Raw genomic sequence first — 25,029 nt, forward strand, 5'->3', positions numbered from 1 at the left:
GGTCCAAGGTCAATAGGCAAGATGAAAAATATTACAGAAAATAGAAATTTTTTGATCGGTCAATTGGCCGAATCTGTAGGAGTTACTACAGACACAATCCGCTATTATGAGAAAGAAGGTTTGATCCAGTCCAATAGACACTCGAATAATTATAGGATCTATTCGGAATCGGATCTAAAAAAGTTAAGTTTTATCCAAAAGGCTCAAGACTCAGGATTTACGATTAGGGAAATTAAAGATCTTCTGACATTGATCGAAGAAGGAAAGAGAGAGTGCTCTGACTATGAAAAAGCGGCAAAACAAAAAATCGAGCAAATCGAATCCAAGATTAAACTTTTGGAAGAATATAAAAAATCTCTGATCCGCTCTTTGGGTTGCTGTATTCCACTTGCTAAAGAATGCGAGAGTCTCCCTACTTTTTAAAAATGGATCAAACTCTTGCAGCCTGAAGTTTTTTCTTCAACTCTGTTGCGGCTAAAGCGTAACCACCACCTGCTCCATCTATAAAATGCACTTCTCTTTCCGTGCCTGCATGCAAAAGACAGGTCATCAATGCACGATCAGAAACATGGATCCCGTATTGCAGTTTGCCTGCTTTTTCCGAATCTAATAAATTGGATTCAAGACGTTTTCTATCTGCGGTATCCGTTGCAAAAACCATTTTAAAAGTACCGTCGAATTTCCTAAAATCGGAAGAAATTATCTGATAATTTTTCAAATGATTCAGTTTATAATGAAACGCTTTCAAAGGAATATTCCAACGAATCGCAAGTTCGGTCGCGTATGTCTCAAATTTAATTTTTAATAAATAAAATAATTTTAATATTTTATTACCTTTCGAGGAAGCGATCGCTTCTCGATCCAGTATAGAAGAAGAATGTGCTATTTTAAGATTTTCCTCGCGTAAAGGATGATATTCTCTTTCTGAACCATATAAAGAATCTATAAGCGCTAATAAACTAGAAAAAGTTTCAGCAGCTTCCGAATCTGAGCTGGAATTGATCTTAACGATAAGAGCAACCATTTCTCCCTTAGGGCTTTGGATATCCTTCCATCTACATGTAAATCCTGAAAAATCCGCCCTTAGTTCGGGAACATAAGATTCGTCTGTTAGATATCTGGAATTTTTTTCTTTAATCTTATCTTCCGCAAAGGTAATCCCTGTTCCTCCCAAAACCGCTTGGGTATAATGTTTAGAGATCCTGAGTTTTGCCATAGTAAGACTCAAACCTTCCGCATAAATATCGGAGACAGGCACAAGTCCGATCCTAAGATCCAATTTAAAATATTCCCGAACAAAAGTCCGGGTATCCGAAAGTATATCCCTGACTTCCATAGCCTTGGATCCGGGCAAAAGAACCGTAACTCCATCCCCTCCAAAGAAAAAAGGGAACTCCATATCCTTTAGGAGATTTGTGATCCCCATCAAGGTTAGGCCCCCGGCCATATTCACATCCTTATATCTTCCTTCTAAAATCGCTTCAGTCGACTTTACTATGTCCGTAACGATAACGATCCAGTCTTCCGGGACCTTCCTAAAATGACTACTATCCGTAACTTCCGCAAATTCGGAAATCTCAGGAAGCTCCTTATAAAAGTTTATGGTAGAATGTTGGAAGATATTCATAGGGGCCTTTCCGTAGTTCGACTCATGAAGCCGTTAAAAGTTCCGATCACAATCCTTTATTTGTAATACTTTGAAAAGATTTTCTTTTCTCCAACTCGTAATATTTGTTCTAGGAATAATGGATGCAAAAGGCCTTAAATAGGTTCGTATGGCGAAAATCGAGGGGATACTCCGAAAGGTCTAAAAGTTTTATCTTGTACGGAACTCGACTTAAAAGAGAATCAGAATGAAGGCGACAGAAGAAAACAATCTATCAAATCTATCTTCTTCTCAAAACGATTTACAAACTGAGATTATAGAAAAGGGAAAGGAACTTTTCCGTCTAAGCGATTCTTTTGAAGGATCATTTTTTAGTTCTTATAAATTTTTTTCCAAAAGCCTCTTATTCTTAGAAAACCGTCCTCTTCTCAAATTACAGGCATTCCGATTCGCAGACTTATTCCCGAGCCTAATATCCCTTTCCGCAATCTCGCGTTATATCAAGATCTATTTTGTTGAAACTCCTACAGAAATTCCAAAATGGATCGTATTCTTTCTTACGATATTCTTATCAAATCCGATAACTTCTCCGCTTCTTGCATTAGGAGCTAAAATCGGGATCAAACTTACTGCAAAATTTTTTATCCTAGGTAGGACATACGGTTCTGATCGAAAGAAGATCATCAATAGATATAAGAACGGGATCTCTGCTACCATAGACATTTTGGGTGAGGCAGTACTTTCCGAAAAAGAAGCGGAAAAATATATAAAAGAATATTTACAATTATTGGAAGAGGTTGCCCAGGACAAGGAACTCTATTCTATACGTAGCAAAGATTTTCCGAATGAACCTACGGGGAATGTTTCCGTAAAATGTTCTTCCCTCTACTCTCAATTAGATCCTCTTGCCCACGAATCTTCCGTATCACATCTAAAGGAAAAATTAAGACCCATCTTAAGGTCTGCAGTCTCTAAAAAGATCTTCATCAATTTGGATATGGAGCAGTACGATACAAAAGAGATTATTTTAGATACCGCATTGCAGATCTATTCGGAGCAGGAATTTGAAAATTACCCTCATTTTGGGATCGTGATCCAAGCATATTTAAGATCTTCTCAAAAAGATTTGGTAAAAGTTATAGAATATTCTAAAAAAAGAAAATATCCTCTCACTGTAAGATTGGTCAAGGGAGCATATTGGGAATATGAGATGACACAATCGGCCCAAAAAGGATGGGACCCACCGGTATTTCTAAAAAAATCCGATACGGACAAAAATTACGAAGAATGTTCTAAGTTACTCTTAAGCTCATATCCTTATATCAGACCTGCATTCGGTTCTCATAATATTAGAAGCTTATCATCCGCATTCGTTCTTGCTTCTAAATATTCCGTCCCAAACCAGTTCTTCGAGGTGCAAATGCTTTATGGGATGGGAGATTCTTATAAAAAAGCGATCCGTAGCTTGGGTATCTCGGTAAGAGAATATTCTCCGATCGGAGAAGTTATCCCAGGTATGGCTTATCTGGTCCGAAGATTGTTGGAGAATTCCACAAACGAAGGATTTTTGAAGAATATCAACGCAAATCAAAAAGATAGAGAACAATTACTGTATTTGGAGAATTCGAGATCTATATGAGTTTCCAACAAAATTCTAATCATTTTCAAAACGAGATATTAAGAGACTTCTCTAAAGAAGAAGAAAGAAAACGTTTAGATTCAGGCTTCGGATCCATTCGCAAAGAGTTCCCGATACAAGTGTATCCGGTAATCTCCGGAAAAAAAGAAAAAACTTCTATAATCGTCCCAAGTGTAAATCCGGCAAATACAAAGGAAAAAATAGCGGACATACATTATGGAACCGTAAAGCAGGCCGAAGAAGCCGTCCTTAAATCAGTCGAATTTTTCGAAACATGGAAACATACCGATCCAAATGTCCGGATCGAAATCCTAAAAAAGGCTGCCGAACTACTGCGAGCCCAAAAAACTGAATTAACCGCATTGATCTCATTAGAAGTCGGAAAAGGAGTTAAGGATATTGACGCAGAAATTGCAGAGGCGATCGACTTTTGCGAATTTTATGCAGAAGAAGCAAAAAATATTTTTACTCCTAGGAAAAGAGATCTTCTAGGAGAAGAAAATACTTACTCTTATATCCCGAGAGGGGTCACACTGGTTGTGGCTCCCTGGAATTTTCCACTTGCAATCCTTTGCGGCATGACTGTGGCTCCTCTTGTGACCGGAAATCCGGTCATCATGAAGCCAGCGGAACAATCATCCACAATCGCATTCAAACTATTTAATATATTATTAGAGGCGGGCTTTCCGACTTCCTCTCTTCATTTTCTTCCTGGAAAAGGAGAAGAAGTCGGTGCGTATCTCGTAAAACATCCGGAAGTCCATACGATCAATTTCACAGGGTCCAGAGCGGTAGGCCTTTGGATGTTGAAGGAGGCTTCTTCTCAAAATCTTAAATTCGTCAAACGAGTGGTTGCGGAGATGGGAGGGAAGAACGCATTGATTGTAGATGAAGATGCCGATTTAGACGAAGCTGTGACTGCCTCCGTTCAATCCGCTTTCGGATTCCAAGGTCAAAAATGCAGCGCACTTTCAAGGATCATTCTCCTAGATTCTAAATATGAAACTTTCAAAAATAGATTCGTAGAAGCATTACAATCCTTAAGAGCAGGATTACCGGAAGACCCATCCGTTAAAATCGGCCCAGTTATAGATTCGGAATCCCATTCTAGATTAAATCAACTCGCGACCGAATTTTCTTCCAAAATAGTTAGCAAATTAGAAATAGAAGATCAGGTCAAACCCCAAGGTTATTTCGTAGAACCGGTTATTTTTGAAAGCAACGACCCTTCTTCTCCTTTAGGCCAGACCGAGTTTTTCGGTCCTTATGTTACTTTGTTCAGAGTTAAAAATTTCCAAGAAGCAATAGAAATAGCGAATAACGTGGACTATGCACTTACCGGAGGAGTATTCTCCAGAAACCCTAAAAATATCGCATACGCAAAAGAAAAATTCGAAGTAGGAAATTTGTATATCAATCGAGGTATCACGGGCGCAGTAGTAGATAGACAACCATTTGGAGGCTACAAACTATCCGGTGTAGGAGCAAAAGCTGGGGGGCCCGATTATTTAAAACAATTTGTAGAGCCAATCAGTATCACAGAGAATACTATGCGAAGAGGATTTATCCCGGAAACTTAATCCGTTTTTTTCTTGATTCAGAGTTAAAGTTTCTCTTCAATAAGGACCCTCGAGCCTTATTATGAAAATAGTACTATTACACGGAATGTGGTCCAGGTCGGACACATTGGAATCGGTTAGAGAAGTTTTAGAAAAGAATGGACATGAGGTATTCTCCCCTACTCTGCCATTTCATATTTTGAATGAGTCCCCTTCCCCCAAACTAGGAGAATATAGACTTATACATTATGTTGAATTCCTAAAACAAGAGATCCGAAACAAAGGTTGGGAGAAGCCAACTCTGGTAGGTCATTCTATGGGAGGTTGGTTAGCACAGGCTCTTGCTGCAGAAGGTTTTGCATCCAGGATCGTTTTATTTGCTCCGGCTGCTCCAGCAGGAATTTTCCCTTTAGGAATTTCATCTTTATACACTTTGTTGGAAGTCCCACTTAAATGGAAATTCTGGGCAAAACCGTTCAGGCCAACTTATAGGGGAGCAAATTTCGGATTGTTCAATCAACTCCCTAAAGAAGTCAGAAAAAAATATTACTCTTTATTAAATTACGAATCGGGAAGAGCATTATTCGAGCTCGCCTTCTGGTTCTTTGATCCATTTAAGGGAAGTAAAATACCCGCCGAAAAAGTGAACTGCCCTGTTTTAGTTTTAGCAGGAGAAAAAGATCGGATTATCCCGATCAGAGTTACAAAAGCAGTAGCGAGAAGATACGAAAATTCTGAATTTGTCCCTCTCCCCAATCACGCGCATTGGCTTACAGACGAACCAGGAAAAGAGAAAATTTTCGAGATCATGTTAGAGTGGCTAAAAAGGAATAGTAAATAAAGATCTGGGGTCTTCCTCAGAATAAAACGTTCAAAAAATCTCTTTTTGGATGTTTTTCTATCAATAACGCAAACAACGGAGAGATCCTATGAAAGAAGAAATCGGAACATTCATTAAAACTGCTGCAAAAAGTTCCGCAAAAATATTTTTCCTATCTTCCATCTCATTATTTTTAGGATTTCTATTTAATATAATTCTGTTGGTATTCTGTTTTCCGGAAATGAAAAGTATCGCTTCCGATTTAGGGCCTATGCCTATTGCAAGAGCTGGTGGTATAGGGGCCATTTTGGCCTTGATAGTGATCGTTTTAGAGCTTTGGCCGATAGTACTTTTGATCTTAGGATTTGCATTCGGCTTTCCATTTCTCTATTTTATCTCTGTCAAAAAATATCTTTTAGGGAAAGAATTGAATCATCTGGTTTCAGAAAACAAAACATGGTTCACAAATAATATTTCTAAAACTTTGTCCGAAATGATCAAAAAAAGAGCCGGTTCGGAAAGAATAGAAAATTGGAGCCAATTTCTTACTTCCAAGTTGAAAGAACTTCCGAACTTTCTACAGGAAAAAGAAAATTGGCCAAAGATCATTCGATTCATTTTACAAACATTCCTGAAAAAGATAAAAATCCATGAATTCGTGGAGGAAGTTGCAGCCAATGTAGAACAAAAAGATCCGGCAGACGCATCCGTGTTGGAGGAGATCATTAAAACTAGTCTGAATAAAGCTATCGACAAACAGTTAGAACCTTCTCCCCCTACTTTCTTTTATATCGTATTAGGAGCAAATTTCGGGATTTTCCTAGCGATAAAGTTCCTTATCTAAAGTTCGATCTGTAACGAATTACTCCGATCTAAGAATACTATTTTAGGCCAATGGAAAATCCCAACAGGTACTTCTTAATAGCGAGTATTTTACTTATATCGACTTTCTGTCGTAGTTATGAAGAAATGAGTATGGCAGAAGATAAGGCCATCCTAAAACTCAAGGCCTCAGAAACATTCTTCCAAGAATATTATACGAATGATCCCAAAGATAGTACAAAGATCCATTGGTTAAGCACTGGATGTAACAAATCGAATCGCAAACCGATCTTGATATTCATTCATGGGTCTCCCGGCAACTGGGTGAATTATCTAAAATATCTTACCGATCCTCAATTATTGGAAAAATATTGCATGTATGCGGTCGATCGTCCTGGGTTCGGGAAATCAAGTTCACCTATCCCGAATGTAAATCTCCAAGCGGATAGAATTTCGACTTCTTTATTACAGCTTATCGATCCTAAAGGAAAATTAATCGTTCTATTAGGGCATTCTTACGGAGGACCGGTCGCCGCAAGAATGGCGAGTACTTCTCCGGAAATTTTTACCCATCTATTTTTACTAGCGGCAGCAATGGATCCGAAATTCGAAGAAGTAAGATGGTACAACAAAATTGCAGATACAGGGTTTGGAAAATGGATCCTACCGGAAGAATGGACGCATAGTAACTCCGAAATGCTTTCTCTAAAAGAACAGCTGGAAATTTTAACTCAGGAATGGAAGAAGATAAAAAGCCATACCGTCATAGTCCAAGGAGAAGATGATGGCTTAGTAGATGCAAGGAACACCGAATTTATAAGAGCAGAATTTTCTCCTCAAACTGAATTAGAGATTATCCTACTACCGAAAGAAGGCCATTTCATTCCTTGGAAAAATTTTGATTTAATCCGAAAATTGCTCTTAGATATTCTTAAATAAAATTTAAGACACATTCCTTCCCGACGAAGGAAGCATATTCTTCTGCGAGTTGTTTTATTGTTTTTTTCTGTTTTTCCGAAATCGTCTTATAAGGTTTTACACTGATCGATACTTCTTCTTTTTTCAATTCCCTTTGCCAAACTCCACTGACCCAACCATCTATCACCAAAACAGGACGAAATAAATCGTCCGCAGGAGTTAATAACCTTTTAGGAGGAGGGTCCATACAATCGCGACGATCCGTATATGCGAGAAGGAATTCATCAAACGCCGGAAGTAAAAATATAGTCTCAGATTTTTTATCCCATGGTTTGTTCTTTCTCGGGATGTAGTAGTTCCTACCATCTATCACAAATTCATCCAATTGTTCTTTTATACTTTCTAAACCCAGTTTCGCATCAGATACGCTCAACCCGGACCACCATACGAAGTCAGCCAATGTCGCCGGAGATCTTGTGTAAAAATATTTTTTAGAAAGATCGTACAGAGCCTCTTCTTTAGGTTTTTTAACTCTCTTGATCTTTGGGATCCATTCCTCCATTAGGGCATACGTAAACTCTTTCTCTCGGCGCGGACCAAAACAAATCAATCCTTCCAAACCTGCTCTTTGTAAAATATGAGAAAGGCGAGTCGTATTTGTAGAGATCCCGGATTTAGATAGAATTGTAGAAATTTCCTTTCTAGTGAGGAACTTTTCATTTTCCAAATTTTTAGAAAGTATAGAATAACATTTTTTCAATACTTTTGTATCTAACTCTATTTTCCTATAATGCGCTGCGTGTTTTGAGATCACTGGAGGAGCTAATAATTCTAATAGCCAATAGATATCTTTAGCAAGGGTAATATGTAATGTCCCTCTTAGAGGCCAAGACCTAATGATCTTTTTTCGATTAAAAGCATCTTCTATATCTTCATCTTTCGAACCTACCGATCGTAATCCGATCGCCCATTTAGAAGCATAATAATCCTGGCCTTGAATTGCCCCCAAAGTCTCCACTACCTTTTCCGGAGAATTTAAAGAAGATCCTAATACTGTAAGATATTTAAGTCTAGTTAAAGCTATATTCACGAAAAGATCTAAAGCGGATATAACAAAGAATACGGATTATTTACTAAATTGAACGGAAGTTAGCATACGGTCCAAATCTGCTTTTTGCGAATCATGCATGTATGAAATAATGAACGATAATACAAATCCATTGCTTATTCTTGTATAATATTTTTGTTTTATTTCATAGAATCCGTATTTTACGATCGCGTTTAATGTATAAAAATCTTTCCCTCCTAATATTTCTTTTTTGAAATCCGGTTCTGGAAATTCGTAAACAACTTGAGCTTTGCTCAAAATAAACTTCACAGAGCTCAAATATTCTGCTTCTGTTTTAACTCCCGGGAAAGGAGCAAGATTTTCTGCGACAATTGTATATGAGGCATTAAAATCCGCAACAGTACCGATCGGGTATTGAAAAACAGTCAACAGATTCATGGAACTTTGTGCGCTCGCCTTAATCTGATCTCTCTTTCTTTGATCATCGCCTGCGACAATATCAGTTCCCTTTTCTCTTAAACTATCTATTTGTTCCGCAGATTGGATCACCCACTTGTCCAAAATATCCACTTCCAATCCGAAGAGTTCGTTTCTAAAAACTTTATTTTTCTTTTCTTCAGTTTTGAGAGTATTTGCCGTACTAACACAAGAACTCAAAGACAGCACAAATGATATAAGCACCAAGAATCGATAATGATTCATAAAACCTCCACAAATACAAATACGTTCCGTGTAGGACTTCCTACGCAGAAAATAGAAGAGAAACTAAACAGCTATAATAGCCATTCAAGAACTTTATATAAAAATATGGAAAAATACTTCTTGTTCCAATTTATACTTATGAGATCAAAGAAGGAATGGCGGAAGCGCTTAAAAACTTTTACGACGATCAAGCCCTTTTAGAAATAGGAAAACAGCTCAGCAAAGTCCTTTCGAATATAAACGCTCTAAATTTTGTTCATGAAGTTAAAGGGAAAAATTGGAGTCGCTTAGAACTAAAGCAAAGGATCAGAAAGATCGCAGAAGTAACTTCTGCCCATTTACCTAAACCTTTTCCGAAGGCAGTAAAACCTTTACTAAAATTTTCGGAACATCTCGCTCGGGAATTTTCGGATACTAAGAAGTTTTACATTATATTTTTAGGGGATATCGTTGAGATTTCGGGTATCGATTATCCTACAGAATCGTTATATTGTATGGAGAAAATTACTCAGATCATATCCTGCGAGTTTTGTATAAGGGAATTTTTAATCCGATATCCTGATGAGACATGGAAAAAAATGTTTAGCTGGTCTAAAAATCCTCATCCAGGTGTAAGAAGATTGGCAAGTGAAGGTTCCAGACCGAGACTCCCTTGGGGGAAAGGAATTCCTGGATTAAAAAAAGATCCGAACAAAACTTTATCCATCTTAGAAAATTTAAAGAATGATCCCGACGAGATTGTTCGAAGAAGTGTCGCGAATCATCTAAACGATATTTCAAAGGATCATCCAAAATTAGTTTTAGATATCGCGAAAAAATGGATAGGCAAGTCTGAAAACACCGATCAGTTACTGAAGCATGCACTCAGAGGGCTTCTGAAACAAGGGCATCCTGAAATTTTATCTCTATTCGGTTTCTCTAAGACTAAGTCCGCAAAAATTTCAAAGTTGGAACTCCAACCCAAAACTGTAGAGATCGGAAAACATCTAATCTATAATTTTGAAATGAGATCCGAAGCGACAAAACCGATCCTTTATCGCCTCGAATCCAAAATTCATTATATCAGACCTTCCGGAAAATTTTCTTCGAAAGTATTCCAAATAGAAGAGAAAACATTTTCTCCGATGGAAGTTAAAAAATATATTAGAAAACAATCCTTTCAGCAAATGACTACTAGAGTTCATTTTCCCGGAACACATAAATTGGAAATTATAGTGAATGGAGAAACGAAGGCAAAAGCGGAATTCTCCGTTTCTAAACCAAAGAAGAAGGTAAAATAAAGATTCTTCAAAAGTTTAAATTCAAATCTCCTAATCTAAATTACGAAATTTTCTCCCTTGTTATAAACAAGCTCGCCAAAATATCTCGGGCTTCCAAATTAAAGGAATGAATCTATTCCTTCCGATCATTTTCGCACTTCTTTCCGGTTTAGCAATGTCCATTCAACCAGGTATCAATTCGATACTCGGAAAAAATATCCAAAGCCCTTTGCTCGCATCCACAGTCTCTTTTTTTGTAGGAACAATCGCTTTAGCAATCGTCGCCTTCACAGTAGGAGAAATGAAGTCAGCCTCATTTATAATTCAAACGATTAAAGAACAACCTTGGTGGATTTGGACGGGAGGGCTCTTAGGGGCAATTGTAGTAACCTCCGCTTTGGTATTTGCACCAAAATTGGGAGCAACAAGCTGGATCGCATTTTTTCTATTAGGCCAAGTAGTGACTTCTATATTATTGGAAAAATGGGGAGTATTAGGGTTTCCTGAAAAACCGATCTCCATTCAGAAATTAATCGGATTAGGGCTTTTAGTTTTAAGCGCCTGGTTAGTTAGAAAAGGATAATATAGGACTTCCGAGAGCTAAATCGGAAATTTCATCAAGCTTAAATAATGTAAACCTATATGTAGGAGCTCCTACAAGACACACGCATAAAAACCGATTGCAAAAAAGATAAATTCGTGATAGGCGAACCATCGTCAAGCCAACGTACCACCAGCCAGCCCCACCCACAAGGGTGGGGCCATCCTTTTCACCTGCGGAATAGGGAATCCAAATTCCGCAATGCAATTCTAAAAGGCCATTTGCAGGAGCTCCTACAAATGATTAACGGATGGGTGAATCTTCGCCAATCCGCCTCTTTTAAATTAAATTTTCTTAATACGTTTCGTCGGACCAGCCCACATCGTTTAGAAAATCATCGTATGTACCGTCAAAAACCCGAATTGTATCGTTATCAAAAACGATCAACTTAGTCGCGACCGCCTTCAAATGCATCTCATTGTGAGTAACCATAATCACAGAACCGTCAAAATCATCGATAGCTTCGATCAATGCGTCACAGGATTGCATATCTAAGTGGTTTGTAGGCTCATCCAGAAACAGAAGATGACAAGGAGTGACTAAAATTTTTCCGAGAAGCACTCTACTCTTCTCACCACCTGAAAGAACTTTAATTTTCTTTAATGACATATCGTCGGAAAACATCAATCCACCGGCGATAGTTCGCGCCAACCATTCAGTGCAAGATTTATCCGCACTCATGATCTCTTCTGTAATGGTCGCGTTCTCATTCAAGTTCAGTTTATTCGTCTGTCCGAAATAACCTTCCTTCAAGGCAGGATGTTTTTGGATCTTTCCGGAGGATTGTTGGAGTTCCCCGGCCATCAACTTCAGAAGAGTGGATTTCCCCTTACCGTTCTTGCCGATAATACAAATACGATCTCTTTTGCCGACGCTCAAAGAAAAATCTGAAATTAAAAAAGGTTCCGTGCCCGAATAAGAAAATGAAATATCTTCGGAAGATAACATCTGATTGGCCGCAAACGGTGCCGAATTAAAATATAATTCCAGACTTTCGATCTCTTCCAAAGCCTTCATCTCACCTTGTTTCTCGAGTTTTTTCACTCTGGATTGAGCTCTACTCGCGAAACTTGCCTTCGCTTTAAAACGAGCGATAAAGACTTCTTCCTGTTTTCTTTTTTTAGCCTCGTTCAAACGAGTTCTTTCGTAAATTTCTTCTGCCTGATTGATCTGATTATAAAGTTTATCAGTGTCTCCCTGGACTTTGATCGCCTTAGTTCTATGAATGGCAGCAGTATGAGTTACAACACTATCCATAAAACCTCTATCGTGAGTGACTAAAATGATCTCACCTTCCCACTCGCGTAGGAATTCCTCCAGCCAACGAATAGTAACGATATCAAGATAGTTATTCGGCTCATCCAACATTAGAAGATCCGGACCGGAAACTAAAAGTTTCGCCAAATTCATTCTGATCTGATAACCTCCGGAAAACTCTTCCGGATTTCTCTCCATATCCGCTTCTGAAAAACCCAAACCCGACAAAACTTTTTCGACCTGCCAAGTCTCGTATTCCTCACCTTCAGGAAGACCAAGAGCGCACTCTTCCAGAACAGTTGGTTTAGTGAATTTTAAATGCTGTTGTAAATGGCCGATCTTATAACCTTTCGGCACAATAATAGAGCCCGAATCAGGTTCCACATTCCCCAAGATCATTTGAAAGAGAGTGGATTTACCGTGACCATTTCTTCCTACAAGTCCAAGTTTTTCACCACGATTCAAACTCAGATTTAGATCATCAAAAAGAACATTAGAAGAATACGCTTTATGAACGTTTGCAATTTTAATCATTGGGGAACTCTCTGAAAGCCAGAGTTTTAGATCGGGCTTAGATTTCACCAAAAATTGGATCAAACATCTTTTGTATAAAAGGCTTTCGGGCGTTCCCGCGAGTTGGAGTTCCTACAAATAAAACTTCCGAAGTATCTCGCGGGCCGGGCTACTACGGGCTACGCTATCGCTTCGGTCCATTTGCCTCCGGCAAAGGGGTCCGCTTCGCGCCCTACGTATCCCTAACGCAATAGTATTCGGAGAACACTCTTTCCTTCATCCACTAAGATCCAAACTTCGATCGCCTCATTCTACAAATGAGCGATTTCTGTAGGACGATTATACCAATTATTATTCAGGCCATCCGCATACCAAACGGGAGCCTCGACAATTTCCTGGATGTCTGCATTGTCTAAAGTGGAAATTGCGATACTTACAAAATCACCACCGATCTCCTCCAAATGCCCTTTAGAGAAAGTCCGAACTCCACAGTTCTTGCAGAAATGATGATTCGTGCTTTTCGTGTTAAACTGATAAGCGCCTAATTGATCTTCTCCGTTTAATAGACGGAATGCTTCCGGCTTAATGATAATAGACCAATTTCTTACTTTTCTACAAAAAGAACAATTACATCTGCCGGTTCCGGAGCTTAGATCTATTTCTGCCTCATAGCGAACGGCACCACAATGACAACTACCTGTATATTTTTTCAGACTCATACTGAACTCCTCAACGGACCTTCTTAGATCCGACATGAATAGTATTACATACTAAATATGACAAATTCTGTCATATTTAAGGATCACAAAAAAATAATTCTAAATTTTATTTCCTCCTACAAACTCCCAAGCTAAACCCTGGTGCCTGAGTTTAGCTTGGGTCCAAAGAAAGATTCACTTTTTATTCAACCGTTCTTCTTAGAGAGTGATTCCAGAGTGATCCGAATTCCATCTCTGTAATTTGTTTTGGGAATAGTACCGATCCTTTCAGAATATTTTTTACCACTTAGAACCAAAGGATCTTCCAATAAATAAGTCATTTCTACGACTTCTTTCAAGAACCGATCGAATAGACCTAAAAATTGTAATATTCTTTTCCCGATCGGAATGACCATGGGGATCTTACCCAGAATATCTTTTGAAATTTCTAAAATTTCATTTCCACCGATAACATCTGTAGCAGGAATATTCCAATTCTCTCCGTAAGAATCTTTCTTTAAAGAGATTTCTACGATCATCTTAGCCGCGTCAGGCAAGTAAACGTATTCCCGTTTAGGCTTGAGACTTCCGAAAAAAAGCGCAGGTTTCCCGCTGATAAAACTTTCAAAAGTAGGATTTAAATACGCCATCTGACTTGTCGGTCCGTAATAATCGGGAAGTCGAACGATCAATGCGCGAGCATTCTTCCAAATATTAGAAAACACTAAATTTGCAAATTCTACTTTAAGCCTGCCCTTTTTAGTATGAGCTTTGAACGGATAAGTCTCTTCAACCGGATAGCCTGGATTTTTTCCGTACACGTATACTCCATCTACAAATACGACCGACTTAGAAGTTTCTTCCGCGGCCTGCATCACCGCCCGCCCTAATGGGATCAGTTGTTTTTCCATGTCCACATACCCAGGATTCGCAGCCTGAAAGACTAGATCCACTTTCCTGAAATAAGGCAGAAGGGATCCTTTATCAAAAACATCCCCCACTCCTATTTCCAAACCTTTCGGGTTTCCCCACTCTTTAACAAGTGCCTCTAACTTCTCCTTACTACGCCCAAAGAGTATGGTATCTATTCCTCTAGATAATAGCTCTTGGGCGATTGCTTGCCCACTTCCTCCACTCGCACCCAACACTAATGCCTTCATATCCGTTTCTCCAAATTTATTGATTGATCAATAACAAAAATGCATAAAAAAAATCAAACCCGCCTTTGGTATGTAAGCTCAGGAGAATGAAGAGCAAAGGCGAGATTGCATAAAATCCCCCGAGCTAAAAAATCCTTAGATAAATTTTCAGGATCAGAAAGTCCTGACTTTTCAAACTTACCTTTCACCAAAAGTTTCAATCGAACCAAAGACTCTTTCACCAGCTTCTGAATGTTCTCTTCTGCAATTCCCCAAGTCTGGATCTGAAGAAGGATCTCATTCGGATACTTCTTCATCAAGTCCTCATAAGCCTGGATCAGTTCCGACATCAGATTTTCAGGACTTCCTTCTATCTTTTCGAATGCTGCATACACTCTATCGTAGATGAGCTGAATGACTTCCAAGAATAAGGCTTCCTTTGTTTCGAAAAACCTGTAGATATAAGGCTGAGAGATCCCGGCCACCTTAGAAACATCTGCCGTGGTCACCTTATGATAACCCAGATTCGCAAAGACCTCAATTGCAGCCTCTAGGATAGCTGTCCTACGATCTTCATATACCTGACTGTTTGCCTTCTGTTTCATTCGTTTTATTATTGATTAATCAATCACAAATAATATCCAGTTCTGATTTTGTCAATGGAAAAAATCAGATCTTTGAATGAACTTAGCCTTTTTCTAAGTAGAGATGAACGTTTGTTTAGATCCTTCTTATCTTTCTAAAATAGATTTTTAACGTAATTAGAACGCGTTATTCCGGTTGACCAAATTATATAACGATCGCTACATTAAACTTAAGACCGATTTCTTTTAGGTAAGAAGTGAATATAAAGCGGTCTTCATATACAGATATATTCCAATTTCCTAATGAGCAGAATGATAACCCAAACGATGGAGAAAAGATAAGCGATCAACCGCAGATCTATATTAGGAGAATATTATGAGCCAGATATCCCCATCCGGACGAGTTCAACCCAAAATCCGTAAACCGAAATTCCCGTTGGAACAAATCGCCAAAGAAAAAGGATTCGGTAAAAATATCCCGTTCTTTACGGCATTTTTATCCAGCCTAAGCGTTCTATTTCCGGAAGGTGAAAGATTCTTCATTCGTTCCGTTAAGTTTTTCCAAAACCAAGTTCCGGACGAAACGCTCAGAAATGAGATCAAGGCGTTTGCAGGACAAGAAGCTGTCCACGGAAACGTTCACGATAAGATGAATGAAAGATTTGTGGAAATCGGTTTAGATTTTCGCAGTCACGAAAAAATGTTTTGCTGGTTATTCTTCGATATTTTAGAAAAGAACATCCTAAAACTTTTTCCTGTTTGGGGAAGAAGATTAGCACTTTCGATCACCGCAGCTGCGGAACATTTCACAGCTACTTTAGGCAGGTTCCTTTTATCGTTACCTGAATCCAGAGTTGCTTGGATCGATCCGATCAGTTGGAATGTGATCGAATGGCATGCTTTAGAAGAGTTAGAGCATAAAGCTGTGGCATATGATGTATACCAAACTTCAGGCGGAGGATATTTCACAAGGATCCTCGGTATGACAATTGCTGTCCAATTATTAGGACTACTTGCAATCGTAGGAACTATTAGGGCTCTATTTTATTTCGGCTTTCCGAATCCTAAACAAATCGTAAGAGATATTCGATTCTTTTTCGGATCTCCAGGATTTGCTTGGGCAGTGATATTTTATATTTTAGAATATTATATTCCTGGATTTCACCCTAATAAACAAGACGATCATGCTCTGATCGAAAAATTCTCAAAGATCGTGGTTTATTCCGCTTAAATTATACTGACAGAAAAGATCTTAGAGATAGAATATTTTATCTCTAAGATCTTATTTGATTGGAGCGGACTTATTATTTATATCCGTCTAAAAAATCCTCAATCAAAGAAGCAGTCAATTCAGGATAACGATCTTGTTTTCCGCCGATAGCCTCTCCCAAATAATCTCCATGCCCTGCAGGAAGCACCAAGAGTCTCGCATTCGGAATGAGACGAACAAGCTCGACTGCATGTTCTAATTTTGGAACATCTCTATCTCCTTGAACGATTAGGGTCGGGATTTTGATAGAAGCCACTTCCTTATCACTTAGGTCCTTAAAATTCTGCATTCTTTCCACATCCTTCTCATACATGTTCCTTAGTTTTTGAGGATCCGGATTTACCTGTAAGAAAACATCCTTAAGTGTCTGAGGCATTTCTTCAAAGGAAGTTTTCTTCATGTATTCCCAAAATTGAGGAAAAGCTCCCGATTTTTTGGACATAGAAGACGCAAAAACCAATTTGTTCACTAATTTGGGATGACGAACAGCCAGATGAAGAGCCACGCTCGCTCCATTACTAAAACCTAATACATCTACCTTTTCTATTTTTAGATGTTTCAGAAGACCCGCGACATCATCCGCGGAAGTGTGAAAGCGAAGAGGTCCCTTACGATCTCCTGTTCTGCCATGAGCTTGTTCATCCAAAGCGATCACCCTTCTATGTTTAGAAAAGATCGGCAGAAGTTTACTATAAGTTGTTTCGATCGTAGACCCTCCCCCGTTCAATAAAACTAAGGGAATTCCTTCATTCTTTCCATGGACTTCATAATAAATGGAAAGATCTCCGATCTGGGCATTTCCTCTTTCAGTCGGTTCAGAACTGAATTTAGGAGGTTGCTCTTTCAAAACGAACGGAGTAGAGCTCATACAATTCAAAATGGAAAACAACATACCAAAAAAGATGGATAAATATTTAAAACGACTCATACTGATCCTCCCTACTACTTGCTCTCTAAAAATATGGTTAAACGATCCAGGATGACCGAAGTGCCTTCTTTTCTAGAAGCAACTCCTGCGCTACCTACAGTATCATCTAAGAATGCCACTTGTTCAGTGAATTTTAATCTGGTATTTTTCGGATCCACAGACTCTAACTCTACGGACGCGATGGAAACTGAATGTAAAGTTTTATGAACATGCATATCGTAAACGAATACGATCCTTTCGTTCGGAATGATATTATAAAATTCGGCTCTGTATAAGGTTTCTCTTCCGTTCTCAAAACGTCCATGAAGGATTTCCTTACCGCCCACCTTAAAATCTAATTTTCTTTCCACTACTTCCCAACCGCTTGGGCCTATAAACCACTGAGCTCTTGCTTCCAAGCTACTCCATGCGGAAAAAACTTCTTCAGCAGAAGCTTCGTAAACCTTTTCGATACTAAAAATTTCATGAGCGACTTTAAGACGTTCCATCTCACTTTTTCCTCTCTTTCGATTTCTTTAAAAATTCGCCTAACTGATCCAGATTTCTCTCCCAGAGTCTTTTCCTTTGAAGTAGCCAACTTTCCACTAACTCGAGGGAATTCGGCTCTACTCTGCAAGTTCTGACACGCCCTACTTTTAAAGTTTTGATCAGACCGCTCTCCTCCAAGATCTGGATATGCTGAACAACGGCAGCCATACTCATTTCCAAAGGTTCCGCAAGTTCGCTTACAGAGGCCTCTTTTCGGCTCAAACGTTCCACGATGGAACGCCTGGAGGGATCCGAAAGGGCATAAAATATGCGGTCCAAAGAAGAATTGTTAAGCATATGCTTAAGTATATACTCATTCGAGAAATAGTCAAGCGATTACTTAAGTATTTTTATTATTTCTCCGCGGCACGGATGCGCAGGGGAAGTCGCGAATGCGACCGGAGCGGACGCGAAGCCCTTCGCAGCGACAATAGGAGCGAGAAGGCGACTGCGCAAGCAAGTCGATGACCGAGAGCTTACGAGGTCAAACGAGTAAGAAGATTAAATCAAAACGATTAGATTAAACTGAAAACTCAAATTGATAGCGAAGGAGCCGCCCAAAACCTAAATCCATGCTGAAATATATTTCTTTTCCACGAGAAAGCTTCGATCTAAATTCGTTAAATCGGAAGTGATCCTATGCATGTCGGGAAACGTTATCATTTATTTGAATTTTTACTTTGGACAAGAAGAGATATTTATATCCTCCTATTGCTTTCCATTGTTCCTACATGTTTATTTCAGGCTCTGGGTTATAAATGGATCGCGATCCCTTGGGTGCCTGTGGCATTAGTAGGAACTGCTGCGGCATTCATCGTGGGTTTTAAAAACACTCAGAGTTATAATCGTGTTTGGGAAGCGAGACAGATCTGGGGTTCGATCGTAAACAACAGTCGTTCTTTTGGAATGATGGTTAGGGATTTTATAAAAGCGGATAAAGAAGTCCATAAAGAACTTATCTATAGGCATTTAGCTTGGTTGACTTGCCTTCGTTTCCAACTTAGGGAATCTAAAATTTGGGAAACCGCCAATTCAAAATCTCATAATAAAGAGTATAGGCTTCATTATAATGTTCTCGAATGGGAAACGAAATTAGATGATGAATTATTAAAGTTCATTTCTGCAAAGGAATTGGGTCTCATCCAAACCAGAAAGAATAAGGCAAGCCAACTTTTGTATATTCAATCTCAAAGGATCAAAGAGCTTAAAGATAAGAAGAAGATAGATCCTCTTGAATTTTTAGAGTTAAACAAAAAGATCACGGACTTATTCGAACAACAGGGAAAAAGCGAAAGGATCAAAAATTTTCCTTATCCGAGACAATTCGCGAGTATTAATCAATTCTTTATATGGTTATTTGTTTTTCTTCTTCCGTTTGGGATGTTGAACGAATTTCAGAAACTAGGTGAAAACTTCGTTTGGCTGACGATCCCTTTTAGCATTCTTGTTTCTTGGGTATTTACTTCTATGGAAAAAGTGGGAGAAGCTACTGAAAATCCTTTTGAAGGTGGCGCGAACGACGTTCCGATCACTTCATTAAGCAGAGTCATCGAGATCGATCTAAGAGAACTCTTGAATGAAAAAGATATACCGGCGCCGCTCGCGCCGGTTAATAATATTTTAATGTAGTAATTTTATGATCAGACCTGCGTTTTTTTCCAGTTTCCTTTCGTGAATAACCATAAAGTGAAAAGCCCTATCGAAGTTTCTGTGATCATGCTCGCCCAGAACACTCCGGAATATCCGAAAGCCAATACTTTTGCGATTACATACGCGAATGGAATTTGTAGGACCCAGAAAAATACGAAATTGATCTTGGTCGGGGTCGCGGTATCTCCCGCTCCATTAAAGGCCTGAACGCTTACCATCCACCATGCATATACAAAGTAGGAATAGGAAACGATCCTTAACCATTCCGATCCGATAGAAATTACGGTAGAGTCTTCTGAAAAAATGGAGACTAACTTTTCGCTGAATAAGAAATAAAGAATAGAAACGGCTATCAAAAATGACATGTTCCAAACTCCGGTTACCCATACTGCTTTTTCAGCCCTATCCGGTCTCTGTGCTCCTAAATTTTGTCCGACAAGAGTAGCTACCGCATTCGACATGCCCCAAGAAGGCATCAGAGTAAACATCATGATACGTAATGCGATCGTTGCCCCTGCTACCGCTTGGCTTCCAAATTCTGCAATGATCCGAACCATGAATATCCATGATGTCATACCTATGATAGTTTGGCCGATCCCTCCTAAGGAAGTTTTGATTAAATCTACGATGACCTTCCATTCCAATCTTATCTGAGAACGAAGTACTTGGATATGTTTTCCACCTTTGAAAAGTAAAAACAACTGTAGGATCACACCTAATCCTCGACCGATATTTGTGGCAATAGCCGCACCTTCTATCCCCATAGCTGGGATCGGACCGAATCCGAAAATTAAGATCGGATCCAAGATCATATTCAATCCATTTGATATCCAGAGGATCCGCATCGCAATCGCTGCGTCCCCTGCACCTCTAAAGATCGAATTGATGATGAAAAGAAGTATGATCGCTAAGTTTCCTGCGAAGATCCACTGAGTATAACGATACCCATGTTCTAATGCCCAAGCGTCAGCTCCCATCCAAGCTAAGAGATCTTTTGCGAACCAAATTCCGAAGATTGTAAAAGGGACTGAAACCGCTGCAGCAAGAAAGATAGATTGTATACCGGCGAGTCCAGCTTGCTCTTTATCTTTTTCTCCGATCCTTCTCGCAACGATTGCAGTGACTGCTGTTGAAAGACCAATTGCTACGGAGTAAAAAAGGAATAAATATGTTTCAGTCAATCCGACTGTTGCAATCGCAGATGGACCCAAGATCCCTACGAAATAAATATCCACGACCGCAAATGCAGATTCCATGACTAATTCAAGGACCATTGGAACGGAGAGTAAAAATACTGCTCTTCCAATGGAGATTTCTGTATAATCCGCCTCAGTTCCCGCTAGGGCTTTTCTTAATTCTCGCCAAAGTGAACGAGGACCAGTTCCCCTATTTTCTTCTTTTTGTATTGTTTCCATATATAGCCTAAGTCCTCCAGGCTGGGGCCTTTTAACGGAAAAGGCAAAACTTTTTGTATTAAAGAGCTTCCGAAAGGTTTGAAAATTTCATTTTAGACCAATGTAACATATAGCGTCCCCGCAAGTAGGAAAATCCAATTGAGCATAACTTTACTTGAATTTGTAGAAACGATAATATCGATTTTTTTCTTCGGCCTAAAAAAATTGACCTACTGAGTCGTATAGACTGGATAAGATAAAAAAGACCCAATATTTCCATGATAGATCGTAATAATAATCCTAGTATTTCTATTTCAAACTTAGTCCAAGGCTTAAAAACAGAATCGGAATTGAGAAGATTTCTTGATACAAAAAGGGGATTTGATCTAAATATTCATCTTAAGTCAAAGATCCAATATATAAATAATTTTTTTAGAACTGAAAACTTAGACAGCTGTGTTGTAGGATTATCCGGCGGAATAGACTCTTCAGTCGTTCTTGGACTATTGGATCTTGCATCTAATGAACCGAATTCCCCTATTAAAAAAATTAGGGGAATTACTTTGCCTATCTTTAATATAGGAGCAACCGGCCAAAAGGAAACTTTAAGGAAATTTGAACTTTTAAAATCGCATTTCAGTATGCAAAATAGTAAGATCGAATTTTCCGAGAAAGACCTTACTCGTGTCCAAGAAAATTATCTTCAATTGGAAGAGGGTAATTATAGTCCATTCGCAGCCGGTCAACTACTATCCATTATTCGAATTCCATTTCTTTATTTTCAAGCTGCTCTTTTGCAAGATCAGAATTACAAATCCATCGTTGTAGGAACTACAAATAGAGACGAGGGATCCTATTTAGGATTTTACGGAAAAGCTTCAGACGGAATGGTTGATTTACAACCTATTGCAGATTTACATAAAAGTGAAGTGTATACAATTGCTAAAAATATTGGGATCCCTGAAGAGATCATTCAAGCAGAGCCCAGAGGTGACATTTTCGATGGAAAAACTGACCAAGAGATCATAGGCGCAAATTATGAAGATATCCGATTTTTCATTCTGCTTAAAGATTTCAATATAGGTCACAAAAGCGTCAGCAATTTGTTCTCTTCCAATACGATCCAAAGTTTTAAAAATATTGAAACAATACATAAAAAAAATCTTCACAAATACAAAGTTGGACTTCCTTCTAGATTTGTAGATGTTATGAAAAGAAGTGTCGAAGGAGGTTGGTCTTGATAGTTCATAAAAAACCTGAACCGACAAAAGTCCCGGGCTTCTGGGAAATTCCGTCGATCAGCTTCCCAATCCATATAGCTAAAAATTTTGCAAAGCATGTCAATATATTGCCTGATGTAGAATATTGGAGCCCTTTCTTAAATTCAAAAACTTGCAATTACCTTCGGGATATTTTTTTGGAATCTATGATTTTAGCTCCAGTATCTATCAACGGTTTAATGGACCAAAGCTATGGGATAGGAAGTAAAAGAGCTACCGGATGGTCCCTTCAATTATCAGATATGCTTTCTGAGTTTATTATTCCGCATCTAAACGAAAAATTTTGTTCAGCAAAAACTTCCACAGATTGGTGGCAAGAAAACCCGAAGAAGAATCAGGCTTGGCTCCCTGTTCAAGTCAGCCCTCTCTTTCGTTTTATGAAGTATGAATCAGGCGGTGAACATTATGCACATTACGACGCAGGATTTATGTATGAGGATGGGATTCATCGGACTTTAAAATCATTTGTAATCTATTTAACCACGAATCAATCTGGGGCAACTAGATTCATTCGGAATCATTTAGAAGATATAGACGTATGGGATAGAGATCATTCTGATTGGAATAGAAGAGCATTGAAAGAAGAGGTACTATATTCTTTTTTACCTCAAGAGGGTTCAATCTTGATTTTCGACCATCGGATCTGTCATGATGTAGATGTATATTTGGGAGAAGAAAATCTTCCAAGGATCATCATTCGAGGCGATATAATCTATCAGGCTAAATCCTTATGAATGATAGCCAGATATGGAAGATAAAGCGAGATCACTATTTCGGTAAACTATACCAAGAAGAAGGGTTAGAAGCTGTATTAAAGGCAGGTTTTTTTGAAGATTTAAACGCAGAAGATATAGATGTTGAAGCAACTATATCTATCCTATGCACTCCTTATTCCTTCTTAGCAAAGCCGAAAACCGATAATCATTGTGTTCTATTACTCACTGGTGCCTTATGCCCTATTCACGATGGCCACCTTGAAATGATGATCATTGCAAAAGAATCCCTGGAAAGTGAAGGTTATGAAGTTTTGGGGGGATATATTTCTCCTGATCATGACGACTATGTAGGTCCTAAAACAAATTCTTTTTTGAATATTTATGAAAGAAATCGGATCGTCACTGAAAAAATAGAAGATTATCCATGGATCGGCTTAGACCCGTGGAACGGGGTCTTTAATCAAACCAGTGTTAATTTTACTGAAGTCGTCTACCGGCTTAAAAAATATTTAGAAAGAAATGCAAAACTAAATACTAAAATTTTCTTTCTTTGTGGCGGAGACAACTTCCGCTTCGCAGATGCATTTAAATACAGCGAAGATGGTTGTGTCGTCATTACTCGAAATGGATATGAAATCAATGTAAAAAATCAAGAATCAGTTTATCTTGCCCAAGGCAAAAGCAGTAACTCTTCTTCAGAAATTCGTAAATCTTATAAGAAAAAAGATTTTTACGATAAAATACTGAAAGTCCGTGAAGATGGATATCCAATCCCAAAGTTTCTATCTATTTTTTTTAATGTTATTGAAATCATACCACTTGAAAAACAAAAGCAAAAACTAAAATCTATGTCCACAGATCATATGATCAGTTTAGATCCTATGATTCCCTTAAAATATAATCTATCAGTTTCCAGGATTTTCGATATTCATGGGCATCGAAAACTTGGCTATAAAATGGAAAAGATTTCTCAAAATTCTAAACTGCAAGATCTATTGGGCCGTAACGATATTCTACTGTATGATGATGATATTTGTACAGGAAAGACAATGAGAGAAGCGAAATCGTATCTCAAATCTGAATTGGATATTTCGATAGATAGTTTCTTTTCTTTCAACATTAGTTCTGTAAATTATGATCTTTTAGATCCCAGAGATCTTTTTGCATTTAGTACGGAAGATAATTGCGGTTTATTAGTAAATTTTGGAGATTTTCAACAAAGAGTTCCGTATACTTTTCCATATGTTGATCCGTCAATTCGAAGCTCAGTAAAAGATCCGTTTCAATTTTCAATCGCAGTTTGGAAGGAGAATCAGAAATTTTTTGCAAGCAAGCCTGACTTGAGACTAAGCAATTTTCCATTCTATCAAAAATTATATTTAAAAATAGGTTTTCAATTAGAAACACCAATCCAAGAAATCTTCCAATGGCATATCAACCTTTTAGATAAAATCTTAAAATAAAGCCGAAGAAAAGCTGATTCAGAATTACTCCAAACGCGTGAGTTAAAATTCTTACAGCGGTCGTATCCCGATGAATCTTTATTGATCATCTTGTATAGTGCCTTTGCCTGCCTTGTTACCACACTTACATCTGTGACCAGTCGGAGTACAGAGAGGCAACAGTGTTGCCTCGAATGCGAGACTGGGACTCATGCGTAGCGAAGGCGAAGTATGAAGTCCCGATAGGTCCTCTGTTGGCATTGATTCAAGTGCATCTTGTTTGCCACTTGTAGTGGCACCGACTCGCGAATGCGGTCGTATCCTCGCTCACTATTGTCGCTGTGGATAATAAAAAAGCCAGAGTGATTACTCTGGCTTTTGGAGTGTTATTCTTAAATACACTACAGTCGACTATTGTCGGCTGCAGGACCTTTAGGTCCTATAACTTGCGAATTGATTCGATCTGTTTGCTGATCATCTTGTATGGATGTTCATGCGGGGCATCTTTCGATGCCCACTTGGCGTTGTTACCAACCTTAAGTAAGAAGTAAGTCTTACTTAAGGTTATTACTTTCATTTCGTAATATGGTCAAGCCTCACGAGCTATTAGTATCACTCGACTCAATGTGTTACCA

The 25,029-nt window shown here is 38.6% G+C and carries 24 protein-coding genes; 13 read left to right on the plus strand and 11 right to left on the minus strand.

Going from position 1 to position 25,029, the window contains the following annotated elements; genetic code table 11:
• Positions 1-21: 21 nt before the first annotated feature.
• Positions 22-423, plus strand: a complete 402-nt coding sequence (locus EHQ64_RS20010) for a MerR family transcriptional regulator (RefSeq protein ID WP_135651574.1) — start codon at positions 22-24, stop codon at positions 421-423.
• Between the two features lie 7 nt (positions 424-430).
• On the opposite strand, the gene EHQ64_RS20015 is transcribed toward EHQ64_RS20010, so the two are convergent.
• Positions 431-1,627 (minus strand): DUF3095 domain-containing protein, encoded by a 1,197-nt coding sequence (locus tag EHQ64_RS20015; RefSeq protein ID WP_135651575.1) that lies wholly within the window; start codon positions 1,625-1,627, stop codon positions 431-433.
• Between the two features lie 226 nt (positions 1,628-1,853).
• Between EHQ64_RS20015 and EHQ64_RS20020 the strand changes: the two genes are divergently transcribed.
• The 5 genes from EHQ64_RS20020 (at position 1,854) to EHQ64_RS20040 (ending at position 7,385) form a co-directional block, all read left to right on the plus strand.
• Entirely contained in the window at positions 1,854-3,245 is a 1,392-nt protein-coding gene (locus EHQ64_RS20020) for a proline dehydrogenase family protein (RefSeq protein ID WP_135651576.1), read from the plus strand.
• Entirely contained in the window at positions 3,242-4,825 is a 1,584-nt protein-coding gene (locus tag EHQ64_RS20025) for an aldehyde dehydrogenase family protein (protein ID WP_135651577.1), read from the plus strand. Before EHQ64_RS20020 ends, EHQ64_RS20025 begins: the two co-directional genes overlap by 4 nt.
• 61 nt (positions 4,826-4,886) lie before the next feature.
• Positions 4,887-5,645 (plus strand): alpha/beta hydrolase, encoded by a 759-nt coding sequence (locus EHQ64_RS20030; protein WP_135651578.1) that lies wholly within the window; start codon positions 4,887-4,889, stop codon positions 5,643-5,645.
• A gap of 88 nt (positions 5,646-5,733) precedes the next feature.
• Complete coding sequence (locus tag EHQ64_RS20035; protein ID WP_135651579.1) at positions 5,734-6,468, plus strand: hypothetical protein; 735 nt, start codon at positions 5,734-5,736, stop codon at positions 6,466-6,468.
• A gap of 131 nt (positions 6,469-6,599) precedes the next feature.
• On the plus strand, positions 6,600-7,385 hold the full coding sequence (locus EHQ64_RS20040) for an alpha/beta fold hydrolase (protein ID WP_246048861.1): 786 nt from the start codon (positions 6,600-6,602) through the stop codon (positions 7,383-7,385).
• On the opposite strand, the gene EHQ64_RS20045 is transcribed toward EHQ64_RS20040, so the two are convergent.
• Complete coding sequence (locus tag EHQ64_RS20045) at positions 7,378-8,454, minus strand: winged helix DNA-binding domain-containing protein (protein WP_135651581.1); 1,077 nt, start codon at positions 8,452-8,454, stop codon at positions 7,378-7,380. The genes EHQ64_RS20040 and EHQ64_RS20045 overlap by 8 nt on opposite strands.
• Before the next feature lie 36 nt (positions 8,455-8,490).
• Complete coding sequence (locus EHQ64_RS20050; protein ID WP_135651582.1) at positions 8,491-9,135, minus strand: hypothetical protein; 645 nt, start codon at positions 9,133-9,135, stop codon at positions 8,491-8,493.
• A gap of 155 nt (positions 9,136-9,290) precedes the next feature.
• On the opposite strand from EHQ64_RS20050, the gene EHQ64_RS20055 reads away from it, so the two are divergent.
• Both EHQ64_RS20055 and EHQ64_RS20060 read left to right on the plus strand, forming a co-directional pair.
• On the plus strand, positions 9,291-10,415 hold the full coding sequence (locus EHQ64_RS20055; protein ID WP_135651583.1) for a DNA alkylation repair protein: 1,125 nt from the start codon (positions 9,291-9,293) through the stop codon (positions 10,413-10,415).
• A 106-nt stretch (positions 10,416-10,521) separates the two neighbouring features.
• The gene (locus tag EHQ64_RS20060; RefSeq protein WP_135651584.1) at positions 10,522-10,977 is read left to right on the plus strand and encodes a DMT family transporter; all 456 of its coding nucleotides are present in this window, start codon (positions 10,522-10,524) and stop codon (positions 10,975-10,977) included.
• A gap of 312 nt (positions 10,978-11,289) precedes the next feature.
• On the opposite strand, the gene EHQ64_RS20065 is transcribed toward EHQ64_RS20060, so the two are convergent.
• The 4 genes from EHQ64_RS20065 to EHQ64_RS20080 all read right to left on the minus strand — a co-directional run bounded on the left by EHQ64_RS20065 (position 11,290) and on the right by EHQ64_RS20080 (position 15,207).
• A complete protein-coding gene (locus EHQ64_RS20065) occupies positions 11,290-12,786 on the minus strand; it encodes an ABC-F family ATP-binding cassette domain-containing protein (RefSeq protein ID WP_135651585.1) in 1,497 nt (498 codons plus the stop codon).
• Between the two features lie 290 nt (positions 12,787-13,076).
• The gene (locus tag EHQ64_RS20070) at positions 13,077-13,484 is read right to left on the minus strand and encodes a GFA family protein (RefSeq protein ID WP_135651586.1); all 408 of its coding nucleotides are present in this window, start codon (positions 13,482-13,484) and stop codon (positions 13,077-13,079) included.
• 185 nt (positions 13,485-13,669) lie between these two features.
• Positions 13,670-14,623, minus strand: coding sequence for an SDR family NAD(P)-dependent oxidoreductase (locus EHQ64_RS20075; RefSeq protein ID WP_135651587.1), 954 nt, complete (start codon positions 14,621-14,623; stop codon positions 13,670-13,672).
• A 53-nt stretch (positions 14,624-14,676) separates the two neighbouring features.
• Positions 14,677-15,207 carry a TetR/AcrR family transcriptional regulator gene (locus tag EHQ64_RS20080; protein ID WP_135651588.1) on the minus strand — a complete coding sequence of 177 codons (531 nt, stop codon included), beginning with the start codon at positions 15,205-15,207 and terminating at the stop codon, positions 14,677-14,679.
• A 355-nt stretch (positions 15,208-15,562) separates the two neighbouring features.
• On the opposite strand from EHQ64_RS20080, the gene EHQ64_RS20085 reads away from it, so the two are divergent.
• Complete coding sequence (locus EHQ64_RS20085) at positions 15,563-16,417, plus strand: metal-dependent hydrolase (protein WP_135651589.1); 855 nt, start codon at positions 15,563-15,565, stop codon at positions 16,415-16,417.
• Positions 16,418-16,490: 73 nt separating this feature from the next.
• Here EHQ64_RS20085 and EHQ64_RS20090 read toward each other — a convergent pair whose 3' ends face one another.
• Genes EHQ64_RS20090 through EHQ64_RS20100 form a run of 3 tightly spaced genes read right to left on the minus strand, consistent with a single transcriptional unit; the run spans position 16,491 to position 18,209 of the window.
• Complete coding sequence (locus EHQ64_RS20090; RefSeq protein ID WP_135651590.1) at positions 16,491-17,384, minus strand: alpha/beta fold hydrolase; 894 nt, start codon at positions 17,382-17,384, stop codon at positions 16,491-16,493.
• A gap of 14 nt (positions 17,385-17,398) precedes the next feature.
• Positions 17,399-17,872, minus strand: coding sequence for an SRPBCC domain-containing protein (locus tag EHQ64_RS20095; protein WP_135651591.1), 474 nt, complete (start codon positions 17,870-17,872; stop codon positions 17,399-17,401).
• Between the two features lies 1 nt (position 17,873).
• Positions 17,874-18,209 carry an ArsR/SmtB family transcription factor gene (locus tag EHQ64_RS20100; RefSeq protein ID WP_135651592.1) on the minus strand — a complete coding sequence of 112 codons (336 nt, stop codon included), beginning with the start codon at positions 18,207-18,209 and terminating at the stop codon, positions 17,874-17,876.
• A 342-nt stretch (positions 18,210-18,551) separates the two neighbouring features.
• On the opposite strand from EHQ64_RS20100, the gene EHQ64_RS20105 reads away from it, so the two are divergent.
• Entirely contained in the window at positions 18,552-19,541 is a 990-nt protein-coding gene (locus EHQ64_RS20105) for a bestrophin family protein (RefSeq protein WP_135651593.1), read from the plus strand.
• Positions 19,542-19,552: 11 nt separating this feature from the next.
• Here EHQ64_RS20105 and EHQ64_RS20110 read toward each other — a convergent pair whose 3' ends face one another.
• The gene (locus EHQ64_RS20110; RefSeq protein ID WP_135651594.1) at positions 19,553-20,977 is read right to left on the minus strand and encodes an MATE family efflux transporter; all 1,425 of its coding nucleotides are present in this window, start codon (positions 20,975-20,977) and stop codon (positions 19,553-19,555) included.
• 257 nt (positions 20,978-21,234) lie between these two features.
• Between EHQ64_RS20110 and nadE the strand changes: the two genes are divergently transcribed.
• The 3 genes from nadE (at position 21,235) to EHQ64_RS20125 (ending at position 24,415) form a co-directional block, all read left to right on the plus strand.
• Positions 21,235-22,197: an NAD(+) synthase gene (gene nadE, locus EHQ64_RS20115; RefSeq protein WP_135651595.1), complete on the plus strand. Its 963-nt coding sequence runs from the start codon at positions 21,235-21,237 to the stop codon at positions 22,195-22,197.
• A 176-nt stretch (positions 22,198-22,373) separates the two neighbouring features.
• The gene (locus tag EHQ64_RS20120) at positions 22,374-22,970 is read left to right on the plus strand and encodes a 2OG-Fe(II) oxygenase (protein ID WP_246048862.1); all 597 of its coding nucleotides are present in this window, start codon (positions 22,374-22,376) and stop codon (positions 22,968-22,970) included.
• Positions 22,967-24,415 (plus strand): nucleotidyl transferase family protein, encoded by a 1,449-nt coding sequence (locus EHQ64_RS20125; RefSeq protein WP_135651597.1) that lies wholly within the window; start codon positions 22,967-22,969, stop codon positions 24,413-24,415. The genes EHQ64_RS20120 and EHQ64_RS20125 overlap by 4 nt, the downstream gene beginning before the upstream one ends.
• Positions 24,416-25,029 lie beyond the last annotated feature (614 nt).

Source organism: Leptospira sarikeiensis (assembly GCF_004769615.1).
Lineage (GTDB): Bacteria > Spirochaetota > Leptospiria > Leptospirales > Leptospiraceae > Leptospira_B > Leptospira_B sarikeiensis.